This is a genomic window from Achromobacter kerstersii, from assembly GCF_902859595.1.
Taxonomy (GTDB): Bacteria; Pseudomonadota; Gammaproteobacteria; order Burkholderiales; family Burkholderiaceae_B; genus Achromobacter; species Achromobacter kerstersii.
Window position 1 is genome coordinate 338,626 of the sequence record NZ_CADIJQ010000001.1, and the last position, 12,801, is coordinate 351,426.

Sequence of the window (12,801 nt, forward strand, 5' to 3'; positions counted from 1 at the left end):
GCCTGTGCTGGCCGGGCGTTATCGCTTGCGCAATTCCTCCAGCAAGGCCAGCGCGCGGTCGGTGCGCACGTCCTTTTCTTCGGCCATGCGTTTGGCGACGGCATCAATCTCGGCGCCCACGGCGCCTGCCACCAGCGCAATGTTGCGGGCGTGCAGCGCCATGTGGCCGCGTTGGATGCCTTCGGTGGCCAGGGCGCGCAGCGCGCCCAGATTCTGCGCCAAGCCGACCGCCACCGCCACTTCGCCCAGCTCTTGGGCGGAACGCACGTCCATGATCTTCAAGGCCACGCGCGCCAGCGGATGCGTTTTGGTGGCGCCGCCCACCAGGCCCACGGGCATGGGCATTTCGATGGTGCCAACCAGCGCGCCCGACGTGTCCTTTTCCCATTGCGTCAGCGACGTGTAGCGGCCCGAGCGGGCGGCGTAGGCGTGCGCGCCGGCTTCCACCGCGCGCCAGTCATTGCCGGTGGCGACGATGACCGGGTCGATGCCGTTCATGATGCCTTTGTTGTGCGTCGCGGCGCGGTAGGGGTCGACGGCGGCGAAGGTGTAGGCGTCCAGCACGCCTTCGATGATCTCGGCGCCGCTGCGCTCCTTGGTGTCCAGCACTTGCGGGGTCAGGCGCACGCGGGCGCGCGCCAGCCGCAGGTCGGCCAGGTTGGACAGGATGCGCAGGCGCACCGAGCCGCCCGTAATGGTTTCGACCAGCGGCGCCACGGCCTCGGCCATGGTGTTGACGGTGTTGGCGCCCATGGCGTCGCGCACGTCCACGATCAGGTGCATCACGATCATCGGGCCGCGCGGCGTGTCGGGGAACACGTGGACCTCGATGTCCTGGCAGCCACCGCCCAGTTCAATCAGCACTTTGTCGCGGCTGTTGGCCAGCGTCACGATGCGCTCGCGTTCGCGCAGCAGCGCCAGCCGTGCGCCTTGCGGGTCGGTCAGCCCCAGCACTTGCACCTGGGCGCGCATCAGCGGCCGGGTGCTGGACGTTTCGAAGCCGCCGCATTCGCGCGCCAGCTTGGCCATGTACGACGCCGCCGCCACGACCGACGGTTCTTCCACTGCCATCGGCACCAGCACATCGCGGCCATTGACCTGGAAGTTGCCGGCCACGCCCAGCGGCAGCTCGAATGCGCCGATGACGTTTTCGATCATGCCGTCGGCGCGGTCCAGGCCCAGCGCGCCGGGCTGGGCCAGCAGTTGCCGTTCTTCGGGGGTGAGCGAGGCGGCGTCAGCAATGGCGGCCAGGCGTTGCGCAGGGGTCAGCGCGCGGAAATTGGGCAGGCGTGAATCGGCCACGATGGCAGGTCTCCGTATAAGAATGTGTGGCCAGATTCTAGGTAAACTGTACCGCCATTGAGAGGTACAGTTTTGGCAAACAGTACCATCGCACTGCACCAATTTTTACGCCCTGGCCGTCATGCGCGAAGACGGCCCATCACGCAGAACACTCGGCATGGACGACCTTAAACACTCCGGCAATTCAGGCCCGCGGCCGCGTGCGGCGCCCATCGCGGAAAGCCTGGCCAAGCTGATCGGCCAGCAAATCGCCGACGGCGTTTACCGGCCGGGCGACAAGCTGCCTTCATTGCGCGAACTGTCCCAGTTGCATCGCTACGCCAAGAACACGGTGGTGGTGGCGTTTGAAATGCTGGTGGCGCGCGGGCTGGTGGAACCCCGCCGGGGTTCCGGCTTCTTCGTGCTGGACGGCGACTTTGCGCGCAAGGCGGCCGACGAAGAGCCCGGCCAACTGAGCCGCGCCATGGACATCGTCTGGCTGATGCGCGAACAGCTCAAGACGCAGCCCGACGCCGTGCAGGCGGGCGATGGCTTTCCGCCCGTGGAATGGCTGGCCGACATGCGCATGGACCGCTATCACCAGAAGGTGGTGCGTACTGGGCTGGGCGCCTTGTTCCGCTATGGCAGCCGTTTTGGCTACGCGCCGTTGCGCGAAAGCCTGGTGCGCAAGCTGGGCGATGTGGGCGTGAACGTGGCGCCGCGCCAGCTGGTGCTGACGCATGGCGCGAACGAAGCCATGGACTTGGTGATTCGCTATTTCGTGCCGCCGGGCGCAACCGTGCTGGTCGACAACCCCGGCTACTACCCGCTGTTTGGCAAGCTGAAGCTGGCGGGCGTGCGCATGCTGGGCGTGCCGCGCTTATCGGATGGCCCTGACGTAGCCGCGCTGGAAGCCTTGTTGCAGCGCGAGAAACCGCGCTTGTTTTTCACGCAGTCGTTGGCGCACAACCCGACGGGGTCGGATATCTCGCTGGCGAAGGCGTACAAGGTCTTGCAGCTGTCCGAGCGCTACAACCTGATGATCGTGGAAAACGATGCGCTGGCGGATTTCAAACCGACGTCTGCCGTGCGGCTGTCGGCGTTGGACCAGTTGGAACGCACGATCTATATCGGCAGTTTTTCAAAATCGTTTTCAGCGGCGCTGCGCGTGGGGTTTATTGCGTGCAACGCCGCGTTGGCCAGTGACCTGGCCGACTTGAAGGCGTTGGTGCACGTCAGCAGTTCGGAATATTGCGAACGCATGGTGGACGTGATGCTGCGCGACGGCCATTACGAGCGTCATCTGGCGCGGCTGCGCCAACGCCTGGAATCCGCCACGGGCCACGCCTTGCAGGTGCTGGACGCGCTGGGCGCCGAGGTGTTCGCGCGGCCGACCAGTTCGATGTACCTGTGGACGGCGTTTCCGGGCGTACCCGATTCGCTGACGCTGGCAGCCGACCTGATGCCGAAGAAGGTCATCATGGCGCCGGGCCGCGTGTTCAGCGTGGACCCGACCGCCGTGTCGCCCTGGTCGCGCTGCAACGTGGGGGCGATCGGGTCGCCGCGTTTCAAGGAGACGCTGGAAGCGGCCCTGGCACGGCGATGAAGCGGCACATTGAAGCGGCACAGTGAAGCGGCGTTGAAGTAACCATCAGGGCGCGCTAGCGATACGCAAACTCCTTGAACCACTGCGCCATCTGCGCTTGCGCCTGGGTGCCAAGCGCGCGGCCTGGCGGCGTGCCGGGTGAGCTGCGCGCGCCTTGCACGGCAAAGCGCTTGACGCCACGGCGCGCGAGTTCGCGGGCCAAGCCCAGCAGCCGCGTTTCGCTCAACCAGTCTGGATGCCAGGTGATGCGGCATTCGAAATCCGTACCGGCCGACAGCAGCTGCGTCAGGCAGGCGAGCGCGGGGCGTTGGGAATCCCGGCGCCCCGTGATGTCGTCATAGCCTTCTGCATCGGCCTTGATGTCCAGCCCCACCCAATCCAGATGGCGCAGCACGTCGGCCAGCCGCAGCGGATAAATGCCCGCCGTGTGCAGCCCGACCCGATAGCCCATGCGCCGCACATCACGGATCAGTGACGGCAGGCGCGGCTCGCTCAGCGGCTCACCGCCCGAGAACACCACGGCATCCAGCAAGCCGCGCCGTGTCTCCAGAAAGGCCCGGGTCTCGCGCCAGTCGTAGCGGGCGGTGCGCGTTTGCAGTTCGGTGTTGTGGCAGTAGTGGCATCGCCACGGGCAGCCAGAGATGAAGACGACGGCGGCTAACTGGCCGGGCCAGTCCACCGTGGAAAAAGGAACCAGCCCGCCGATGGCCGGCGAATGCCGGGGCAGGGGCTGGGCAACAGGCTGGGGCGGCGCGGCGCAGGCCGGCCTTGCGGCCAGCCTGCGCGTCCCGGCTTCAGCATTTGCGTGCAGGGGTGCGCCCTCAGGCGCGCTGCTCGACGAAGAAGCGGCGTTCATTGAATTCGCCTTGTTTACCGGTGTTGAAGGAAGAAACGGGGCGGTGGTAACCCATCACGCGGGTCCAGACTTCGCAGCGCACGCGCTGGCTGTCGTCTAGTTGCGGGGCGGGGGCGGCGATGGCCGCGACGGGGTCCGTCAAGGTTTGCATGGAGTGGCTCCTGAAAAGGCCGGGCTTGTGCCCGGCGGTGGGCGCGCGCTAGGCCGTGGCGCAGCACGCGGTTTGCTTGGCCAAAAGTTCGGCGTCGCATTTGGGGCAGAACTCGTGGTGCCCGGCCAGATAGCCGTGGTTCGGGCAGATCGAAAACGTGGGCGTGACCGTGATGTAGGGCAGCCGGAAGTTCGTCAGGGCGCGCCGCACCAGCTGCTTGCACGCGTCGGCTGATGACACGGCTTCGTTCATGTACAGATGCAGCACGGTGCCGCCCGTGTATTTGCTTTGCAGCGTTTCCTGCAATGCCAGCGCATGGAAGGGGTCGTCGGTATGGCCCACCGGCAACTGGCTGGAATTCGTGTAGTAGGGCTGCGCGTCGCTGCCCGCTTGCAGAATGCCGGGAAAGCGCTTTCGGTCTTCGCGCGCGAAACGGTACGTGGTGCCTTCGGCGGGCGTGGCTTCCAGGTTGTAGAGGTGGCCCGTCTGCTCCTGGAATTCCGTCATGCGGTCGCGCACGCGGTCCAGCAGCCGCACGGCCAGCGCATGGCCGGCGGGCGTGGTGACGTCGTCGGCATCGTGGGTGAAGTTGCGGATCATCTCGTTGATGCCGTTCACGCCCAGCGTGCTGAAGTGATTGCGCAGCGTGCCCAGATAGCGGCGCGTGTAGGGGTAGAGGCCCTGGTCGATGTAGCGCTGCACCACCTGGCGTTTGGTTTCGAGCACGTCGCGGCCCAGCCCCAACAGCGTGTCAAGACGCGCCATCAGCCGGGCTTCATCCCCTTGGCACGTGTAGCCCAGCCGCGCGCAGTTCACCGTGACCACACCGACCGACCCGGTCTGCTCGGCCGACCCGAACAGCCCGTTGCCGCGCTTGAGCAGTTCGCGCAGGTCCAGTTGCAGGCGGCAGCACATGGAACGCACCATGTGCGGTTCCAGATCCGAATTCAGGAAGTTCTGAAAGTAGGGCAGGCCGTAGCGCGCCGTCATCTCGAACAGGCGGTCGGTGTTGGGATGGTCCCAATTGAAATCCGGCGTGATGTTGTAGGTGGGAATGGGGAAGGTGAACACACGCCCTTTGGCGTCGCCGGCCATCATCACTTCAATGTAGGCCCGGTTGATCATGTCCATTTCGGCTTGCAGGTCGCCGTAGGCAAACGGCATTTCTTCGCCGCCCACATAAGGCACCTGTTCCTTCAAGTCAGCCGGGCAGGTCCAGTCGAACGTCAGGTTGGTGAAGGGCGTTTGCGTGCCCCAGCGGCTGGGCACGTTCAGGTTGAAGATCAGTTCCTGCATGGCCTGCTTCACGTCCGCGTACGTCATGGCGTCGCGGCGGATGAAGGGCGCCATGTAGGTGTCGAACGAGCTGAAGGCTTGCGCGCCCGCCCATTCGTTTTGCAGCGTGCCCAGGAAGTTGACGATCTGGCCAATGGCCGACGACATGTGTTTGGGCGGCGTGGATTCCACCTTGCCGGGAATGCCGTTGAAGCCTTCGGTGAGCAGTTGGCGCAACGACCAGCCGGCGCAGTAGCCGCTGAGCATGTCCAGGTCATGGATGTGGATGTCGCCGTCGCGGTGCGCCTGGCCCGCTTCGGGCGTGAAGACGTTCGACAGCCAGTAGTTCGCAGTGACTTTGCCCGCCACGTTCAGGATCAGGCCGCCCAGGCTGTAGCCCTGATTCGCGTTGGCGTTGACGCGCCAGTCGCGCTGGTCCAGGTATTCCTCCATGGCGCTTTCCACGTCCACCAGTGTGTGGGGCAGTGAGCGGTTGAGGATGTGTGGGATAGACATGTCGACACCATATGTTGTGGGGTGTGAAAACTCTACCACCACATATGGTGCTGTTAGCGTGCCGGTGGCACGCGATATCAGCCGAGTTTGATGCGGGTCAAACCGGCTGAGCCGGCCTGCGCAAAACCGGGTTCAGGGCGCGTCGCCCCGCCCGATCAGAATCCGATGGTGACGCCGGCCAGCGAGATCGCTACCGCCAAGGCAGCGGTGCCGGCGGCGGGGCGGGGCGCCCACGACAACATGCCCACCCACATCAGCGCGCCAGCCGACAGCCATCCCAGCCACGCCACAACGCCTACCGTGTTGCCCCACAGGCCCACGCAAGGCAGAAGCGCCAGCGCCAGCAGCAGCACGCCGGCCCCGCGCAGCACGCGCGTGTGGCCGGCGGAGGGGTCGCGGCCCCAGACCTGGTCGTAATGGCGCGGCATGGCCAGGCTCAGGCAGGCCATGCCGGAGTAGGTCAGCAGCAATGCCATCACAATGGCGAATACGTCGTTCATGGTCATGCCGCTGCCTCTTGGTTCGCGCGGGGGGTGCGCTGGGCGGGCGCGGACTGAGGCTTCTTCCACAAACGGATCGCCGCCCAGGCGGATAGTACGCCAAAGGCGACAGCGGTCAATTCGACGCCCGCGCTTTCCCAATCGCCACGCGCGATCTGCGCAAAGGGGTGATCGCCCAGCGTCACCAAGGACAGCACCGGCAGCAGCAGACACAGCGCGGCCAACAGGCCCAGTTGCGTGATCCAGGCCACGCGCGGGCGGCACAGCCAGGCGTGCGCCAGCATCAACGCCCACAAGCCAAAGAAGCAACGCAATTCCCAGAGCGCGCGGTTTTCCAACGCTACCGGCAGCAGCCGGTTGGCCCAGAAGAAACCGATGCAGGCCACCGCCAGACCGGCCAGCCCCGCCACGTTCAAGCCTTCAAACAAGCGGTACATGCGCGCCGTGGCTGCGCCGAATTCATGGCCCAGCTTGGCGCGCCGCTTCACCATGAACAGCACCGCGCCCGTGCCCATCATCGCCGCGCCCGCCAGCCCGCACAGGAAGTACAGCCACTTGACGCCGAAGCCGCCGAACTGCGCCATGTGCAGGTCGCCCATCACCTGGCGCGTCAAGGTGGCTGCGCCGCCATTGACGCCGCCCGGCGGGCGCATGCGAATCAGCTCGCCCGTGGCGGCCGAAAATTCGGCCATGCCAGTTGTGGCGCTGATGTTGTGAAAGGTGTCTTGGTCTTCGTTCCAGCCATAGACGGCGATGCGCATGGCGGCGTCTTCGGGGTTGTTGATGACGATGGCGCGCGCGGTTTGGCCGATCATTTTTTCGGCCTGGGCCACGAGGGGTTCCAGCGCAGGCACCGCCAGCGGCTGGCCGGTGCGGGCGGGCTTTTCCTCTCCCTGCATTTCGGCCAGGTACAGGCGGGTGGCCTCCATGCCGCCGCCGTAGTTCGCCACCACAGGGGCGGGCATCAGCTGGGCGCTGGAGATCACGATGCCGGTGTACGCAATCATGAACTGAAAGGGCAGCGTCAACACGGCCACCGCATTGTGCGCGTCCAGCCAAGACCGCTGGCCCTTCTTCGCGCGAAAGGTGAAGAAGTCCTTGAAGATGCGCTTGTGGGTGACGATGCCCGAGATCAGCGCCACCAGCATCGCCATCGTGGCGAACGCCACGATCCACAAGCCATAGCGGCTTTCGTGCAGCATGTAGTGGAAGTTCACGAAGTGCGTGCCGCCCATCGTGGCGCGGGCTTCGTCGTCGTGATGATCGTCAAGCTCCGCGCCCGTGACCGGGTCCAGCTCGGCGTCGGCGTACATGCCGTTTTTGTCGAACCAATACACCGACAAGCCGTTGTCGTGCCCACGATTGACGGGCCAGACCTCCCACATGCCGGCGCCCGCGTGGTGGCGCTGCATGTAATCGACGGCAAGGTCCAGGCGGCGCGCGCGGTCCACGGGCGCGCTTTCCTGTTGCGCGGCCAAGGCTTCGGCCGCGTGGTGCTCGGGCGTCATCCAGTGGGTGATGGGTTCAGCGAAGATCGCCAGCGACCCCGTGAGGAACACCGTGTACAGCAGCCAGGAAAACCACAGGCCGGCCCAGGTGTGCAACCAGGCCATGGATAGGCGGAAACCGGATTTCAGAAAAGGCCTCTTTTGTTGGCGCCGCCGCGAGCCGGTCAGCGTTGAGTTTTTATTGAGAATGGTTCCGATTCTAGTCGAAATGGGGTCAGCGTTGCGATGCTAAGCATCGTCGTGCGGCGTAAATCCGGCGGCCCGTGGCGCGGCTGGGCATGGCGATTGCTGGGGTGGCGGGTTCTACCGAGCGGCTGCCCACGCAGCGCGGCGGCAGTGGAGCACGCGATAGAACGAGGAGCCCCCATGAAATCCAAAGCCGGAAAATCCAAGCAGATCCACGAACTGCTCTATCAGGCGATCGAGACCGAGATCGGTGGCCTGTCGATCTACGAAACCGCGTTGTCCTGTGCGGTCAACGCGGACTTGAAGCAAGAGTGGAAGGAATACCTGGAAGAAACGCGCACGCACCACCGTGTGCTTTTGACCGTATTTGAACAACTGGGACTTGACCCCGCGGCGGCGTCGCCGGGCAGGGACGTGGTGCGTCACCTGGGCGATTCGCTGGTCAAGGCCATGAAGATGGCGATTCACGCAGGCGACGCCGACGCCGCGCAGCTGGTCGCGACCGAATGCGTGGTGCTGGCCGAAACCAAGGACCACGCCAACTGGGCGCTGATCGGGCTGATTGCCGATCAGCAAACGGGCCGTGAAGCCAAGATTTTGAAGCAGGCCTATGACGCCGTTGCCGTCGATGAAGACCACCACCTGTATCACACGCAGGGCTGGTCGCGTGAACTATGGATTGAGTCGCTGGGCCTGCCCGCCGTGCTGCCACCGCCCGAAGAGGTGAAGCAGGTGGAGAGCGCCATCGGTGCATCGCGAGCCGAGCAATCGCGCGAAAAAATGTTGAACCACTAGGAGATCTCCATGGCAAGCAAGAAACCCGAGAACAAAGGCGCGGCAGGCAAAGGCGCAGCTGGCGCGCTGGATACCGCCTATATGAATAGCGACAGCGGCCCCGCTGCCGGCCCGGCTGGCAAGCCCAGCCACCCCGCGTTGAAACGCGCGGCCGCCGTGGGCGCCACCGCAGGCGCCATCCCGCACAACGCCAACAAGGCCGCCGAATACGGCGACGAGGCCGCGCGTTGCCCCTACACCGGTACGCACGTGCCGGCTGCTGACGCTTCCGTGGGCGCCAGTTCCTTGTCGGAAAGCGAGGCGTCCGGCAAAACCGTTGATGCGGCGGCGCCCGGCGTCAACGCCGTAGACGGCCGCTTGTCGCGCGTGCGGTCGGACGCCAGCGACCAACGGCTGACCACCAACCAGGGCGTACCCATCAGCGATAACCAGCACTCGCTCAAGGCGGGGTTGCGCGGGCCGGCGCTGCTGAAAGATTTCATCCTGCGGGAAAAGATTACGCACTTCGACCACGAGCGCATTCCCGAGCGCATCGTGCACGCGCGGGGTTCTGCCGCGCATGGCTATTTCGAATGCTACGAACCGCTGACCGACCTGACCGCCGCCTCGCTCTTTGCCGAGAAGGGCAAGCGCACGCCGGTTTTCGTCCGCTTCTCAACGGTGGCAGGCGAACGCGGGTCGAAGGACACGGCGCGCGACGTGCGCGGCTTTGCCGTGAAGTTCTACACCGACGAGGGCAACTGGGATCTGGTGGGCAACAACATCCCCGTCTTCTTCATCCAGGACGCGATGAAGTTTCCCGACCTGGTGCACGCGGTGAAGGCCGAGCCGCACCATGGCATGCCGCAGGCGGCGTCGGCGCACGATACGTTCTGGGACTTCGTGTCGCTGATGCCGGAATCCACGCACATGCTGATGTGGGTGATGTCTGATCGCGGCATTCCGCGCAGCTACCGCATGATGCAGGGCTTTGGGGTCCATACCTTCCGCTTCGTCAACGCGCAGGGCGAATCGCGGCTGGTGAAGTTCCATTGGAACCCGGTGCTGGGCACGCATTCGCAAGTGTGGGACGAGGCCGTCAAGGTGTCGGGGGCCGACCCCGACTTCCACCGCCGCGACCTCTGGGAAGCCATCGACGGCGGCAACGGCCCCGAATGGGAGCTGGGCGTGCAGGTCTTCACCGAGGAAGAGGCGGCGAAATTCAGCTTCGACGTGCTGGACGCCACCAAGATCGTGCCTGAAGAGCTGGTGCCGGTGCGGCCCATCGGCCGCATGGTGCTGGACCGCAACCCCGACAATTTCTTCGCCGAGACCGAGCAGGTGGCGTTCTGTACCGCGCACGTCGTGCCGGGCCTGGACTTCACGAACGACCCGCTGCTGGCCGGGCGCATCCATTCGTATGTGGACACGCAGATTTCGCGGCTGGGCGGCCCGAATTTTCACGAGATTCCCATCAACGCGCCGCTGGCGCCGGTGCACAACAACCAGCGCGACGGCATGCATCGCCAGGCCATCCACCGTGGCCGCGTGTCATATGAGCCCAATTCGCTGGGGGGCGGCTGCCCGTTCCAGGCGGGCATGGACGGCTTTGTCTCGTTCCCCGAACCTGAAACCGGCGACGAGCTGCGCGGCCATCCCGAGAAATTCGCCGAGCATTACAACCAGGCCACGCTGTTCTTCAACAGCCAGACGGACTGGGAACAGCGCCACATCATCAACGCGTTTGCTTTTGAATTGAGCAAGCTGACGGTGCCGGCCATCCGGCAGCGCATGGTGGCGTCGCTGCGCAACGTGTCGGACGACTTGGCGCAGGCCGTGGCCGACCAGTTGGGCATGCCTTTGCCCGAGCCCTTGCCCCGTGCGATGCCAAAGCCGCCCAAGCCCGAAGTGGAAACGTCCCCGACGTTATCGCTGACGGCCAGGCCGGGGGACGGCGGCGTGGCCACGCGCAAGGTCGCCATCCTGGTGGCCGAAGGCGTGGATGGGCAGGCGGTGTCGGCCGTGGCGCAAACGCTGATCAAGGCGGGCGTGGTGGTGCGTCTGGTGGGTCAGCGTATCGGGCCGCTGCAAGCCGAAGACGGCAGCGCGCTGGACGCCGATGCTTCGCTGGACAATCACCCGTCGGGCCTGTTCGACGGCGCGGTGGTGCCGGGGGGCGACGCGGCAGCGAAGCGTTTGCAGGCCGACGGCCGTGCGCTGGAGTTCCTGCGCGATGCCTTCCGCCATGGCAAGACCTTGTTGGGCCTGGGGCAGGGTGCGCAGGTGTTCGGGGCGGCAGGCATTGCCCCGGACGAAGGCGATGGCGGCCTGTTGATGGGAGGCGGCGCGCCGGCAAAGAGCGCGGCGGCGTTCATCGAGGCGCTGGCCAAGCACCGGCATCCTGAACGCGAGACGACGCCGCCCGCGGTATAGGGCGCAACGCCGGCGTGCCGTGGCGGGCGCCACGGCACCCGCGGTATCGGCTGCCACGGCAAACGCCCGTTATGAGTCGGTACGCCAGGCGTACGGGCGGGAAAGGGAGATGGCGGGCGGAGGTGATTCTCCATTGCCCGTCATCATCAATAATGATTACAATTCCCATTTCCAAAATTCAGAAAGCGGTCGCGCTACGTCCATGTCGTCATCGGAATCCCTGGAGCACCGGGAGCTCGGTTTGCTCTATCGCGACCATCATGGCTGGCTGCGCGGCTGGCTGCTGCGTCGCCTGAGCGTGCCGGCCGAAGCGGCTGACTTGGCGCAAGACACGTTTCTGCGCCTGCTGGCATCGCCTGCGTCGCTGGCGCAGCTGCAAGGCGTGCGCCAGCCGCGCAGTTTTCTGGCGACGGTGGCGCAACGCACGCTGGTGGATCACATCCGCCGTCAGGTGCTTGAGCGCGCGTGGCTGGAAACGCTGGCCCAGCAGCCTGAAGCCACCGCCATGTCGCCCGAGACGCAGGCCATTCTGCTGGAAACCATCCGCGAAATAGACGCCATGCTGCATGGGCTGGGCGACAAGGTGCGGCGCGCGTTCCTGATGTCTCAGTTGGAAGGGGCAAGCTATGCCGACATCGCCGCCCAACTAGGCGTGACGGTCAGCTCCGTTAAAAAATACATGGCGCGCGCGACGGAGCACTGCCTCGTCTACGCGTTGGAAAGGCACTAGGCGGCTATGGCGAACCCGGCAATCTCCGCCGCCGCGCAATGGTATGCGCGCCTGTGCGCAGACGACGTCAGCGCGGCCGATGTGGCGGCGCACCGCCGTTGGCTGGCCGCCGACCCCGAACACGCGCGCGTCTGGCGCCAGGTTGAGCATCTGCGCGGCACGCTGGGCGCGGCGCCTGCGCGGCTGGCGGCCGATACCCTAAGCCGCGCTGACCGCCATTTTGCCCACCGCCGCGCGGCATTGCGCAAGGGCTTGGGCGCGGTGGCGCTGCTGGGCGCGGGCGGCGTGCTGGCGTGGCGCACGATGCCCGTCGAGCGGCTATGGGCCAACTACTTGGCCGACTACCGCATGGGCGCAGGCGAGCGCCGCGAACTGTTGCTGGCCGATGGCACGCAGTTGTGGCTGGACAGCGCCAGCGCGGTGGACGTGGCCATCGACGCGCGCGGCCGGCACATTACCGTTCACGCGGGCGAAATTTTGATCGATACCGAACACGCCGCGCGCGGCTTGCCGCCGCTGCGGGTGACTACGTTGCACGGCACGGTACGCCCGTTGGGCACCCGCTTCACCGTCAACCGCCAGGACGCCGCGACGCACGTTGCGGTGCTGCGACACGCCGTGGTGCTGGAACCCGCCGCAGGCGGCGCGCCGCTGACGTTGAACGCGGGCGAACAAGGCCTGCTGGAACCGGCAGGTGCCCACTTTGCGGGCGCCATCACCGGCGAACCCGACGCCTGGACGCGCGGCCTGCTCATCGTCGACAACTGGCGCCTGGACGACTTCATCAGTCATCTTGACCGCTACCGCCCCGGCCGTTTGAGCTGTGATGCCGCGGTCGCAGCGCTGCGCGTGTCGGGCGCCTTTCCCATTGATGACACCGACCATGCCCTGGCCGCCGTCGAACGCGCGCTGCCGGTGCGCGTATCGCGCTTCACCCGCTACTACACGCGGGTCGTGGCGCGCGGTGGCTAATTGATTTTCATTT

Annotated in this window: 10 protein-coding genes and 1 pseudogene; 5 read left to right on the forward strand and 6 right to left on the reverse strand. The window is 65.8% G+C overall.

Annotated features, from left to right (window positions below):
• Positions 1 to 18 precede the first annotated feature (18 nt).
• Positions 19 to 1,305 (reverse strand): hydroxymethylglutaryl-CoA reductase, degradative, encoded by a 1,287-nt coding sequence (locus HV765_RS01585; protein WP_175169455.1) that lies wholly within the window; start codon positions 1,303 to 1,305, stop codon positions 19 to 21.
• Positions 1,306 to 1,459: 154 nt separating this feature from the next.
• Here HV765_RS01585 and HV765_RS01590 point away from each other — a divergent pair, with 154 nt between their 5' ends.
• Entirely contained in the window at positions 1,460 to 2,887 is a 1,428-nt protein-coding gene (locus tag HV765_RS01590; RefSeq protein WP_175168544.1) for an aminotransferase-like domain-containing protein, read from the forward strand.
• A gap of 55 nt (positions 2,888 to 2,942) precedes the next feature.
• On the opposite strand, the gene HV765_RS01595 is transcribed toward HV765_RS01590, so the two are convergent.
• The 5 genes and pseudogenes from HV765_RS01595 to HV765_RS01615 all read right to left on the reverse strand — a co-directional run bounded on the left by HV765_RS01595 (position 2,943) and on the right by HV765_RS01615 (position 7,798).
• Positions 2,943 to 3,743: an anaerobic ribonucleoside-triphosphate reductase activating protein gene (locus tag HV765_RS01595; RefSeq protein WP_175168545.1), complete on the reverse strand. Its 801-nt coding sequence runs from the start codon at positions 3,741 to 3,743 to the stop codon at positions 2,943 to 2,945.
• A complete protein-coding gene (nrdD, locus tag HV765_RS01600) occupies positions 3,709 to 3,894 on the reverse strand; it encodes an anaerobic ribonucleoside-triphosphate reductase (protein ID WP_054427983.1) in 186 nt (61 codons plus the stop codon). Before nrdD ends, HV765_RS01595 begins: the two co-directional genes overlap by 35 nt.
• 48 nt (positions 3,895 to 3,942) lie before the next feature.
• Positions 3,943 to 5,673 (reverse strand): annotated as a pseudogene (locus tag HV765_RS01605) (ribonucleoside triphosphate reductase); the annotation flags it as partial.
• 167 nt (positions 5,674 to 5,840) lie between these two features.
• Positions 5,841 to 6,191 (reverse strand): DUF3325 domain-containing protein, encoded by a 351-nt coding sequence (locus tag HV765_RS01610; RefSeq protein ID WP_054427981.1) that lies wholly within the window; start codon positions 6,189 to 6,191, stop codon positions 5,841 to 5,843.
• The gene (locus HV765_RS01615; protein WP_082387321.1) at positions 6,188 to 7,798 is read right to left on the reverse strand and encodes a PepSY-associated TM helix domain-containing protein; all 1,611 of its coding nucleotides are present in this window, start codon (positions 7,796 to 7,798) and stop codon (positions 6,188 to 6,190) included. The genes HV765_RS01610 and HV765_RS01615 overlap by 4 nt, the downstream gene beginning before the upstream one ends.
• 261 nt (positions 7,799 to 8,059) lie before the next feature.
• Here HV765_RS01615 and HV765_RS01620 point away from each other — a divergent pair, with 261 nt between their 5' ends.
• The 4 genes from HV765_RS01620 to HV765_RS01635 all read left to right on the forward strand — a co-directional run bounded on the left by HV765_RS01620 (position 8,060) and on the right by HV765_RS01635 (position 12,788).
• The gene (locus tag HV765_RS01620; protein WP_054427979.1) at positions 8,060 to 8,674 is read left to right on the forward strand and encodes a ferritin family protein; all 615 of its coding nucleotides are present in this window, start codon (positions 8,060 to 8,062) and stop codon (positions 8,672 to 8,674) included.
• 9 nt (positions 8,675 to 8,683) lie between these two features.
• Positions 8,684 to 11,086 (forward strand): catalase, encoded by a 2,403-nt coding sequence (locus HV765_RS01625; protein WP_175168546.1) that lies wholly within the window; start codon positions 8,684 to 8,686, stop codon positions 11,084 to 11,086.
• A gap of 202 nt (positions 11,087 to 11,288) precedes the next feature.
• The gene (locus HV765_RS01630; protein ID WP_054428058.1) at positions 11,289 to 11,816 is read left to right on the forward strand and encodes a sigma-70 family RNA polymerase sigma factor; all 528 of its coding nucleotides are present in this window, start codon (positions 11,289 to 11,291) and stop codon (positions 11,814 to 11,816) included.
• Positions 11,817 to 11,822: 6 nt separating this feature from the next.
• A complete protein-coding gene (locus HV765_RS01635) occupies positions 11,823 to 12,788 on the forward strand; it encodes a FecR domain-containing protein (protein WP_175168547.1) in 966 nt (321 codons plus the stop codon).
• The last annotated feature ends 13 nt before the right edge of the window (positions 12,789 to 12,801 follow it).

Excerpts from the sequence above, each read along its gene's own strand:
- HV765_RS01590 (WP_175168544.1), top strand. The coding sequence starts at position 1,460 with ATGGACGACCTTAAACACTCCGGCAATTCAGGCCCGCGGCCGCGTGCG.
- HV765_RS01595 (WP_175168545.1), bottom strand. The coding sequence starts at position 3,743 with ATGAACGCCGCTTCTTCGTCGAGCAGCGCGCCTGAGGGCGCACCCCTG.
- nrdD (WP_054427983.1), bottom strand. The coding sequence starts at position 3,894 with ATGCAAACCTTGACGGACCCCGTCGCGGCCATCGCCGCCCCCGCCCCG.
- HV765_RS01610 (WP_054427981.1), bottom strand. The coding sequence starts at position 6,191 with ATGACCATGAACGACGTATTCGCCATTGTGATGGCATTGCTGCTGACC.
- HV765_RS01615 (WP_082387321.1), bottom strand. The coding sequence starts at position 7,798 with ATGGCCTGGTTGCACACCTGGGCCGGCCTGTGGTTTTCCTGGCTGCTG.
- HV765_RS01620 (WP_054427979.1), top strand. The coding sequence starts at position 8,060 with ATGAAATCCAAAGCCGGAAAATCCAAGCAGATCCACGAACTGCTCTAT.
- HV765_RS01625 (WP_175168546.1), top strand. The coding sequence starts at position 8,684 with ATGGCAAGCAAGAAACCCGAGAACAAAGGCGCGGCAGGCAAAGGCGCA.
- HV765_RS01630 (WP_054428058.1), top strand. The coding sequence starts at position 11,289 with ATGTCGTCATCGGAATCCCTGGAGCACCGGGAGCTCGGTTTGCTCTAT.
- HV765_RS01635 (WP_175168547.1), top strand. The coding sequence starts at position 11,823 with ATGGCGAACCCGGCAATCTCCGCCGCCGCGCAATGGTATGCGCGCCTG.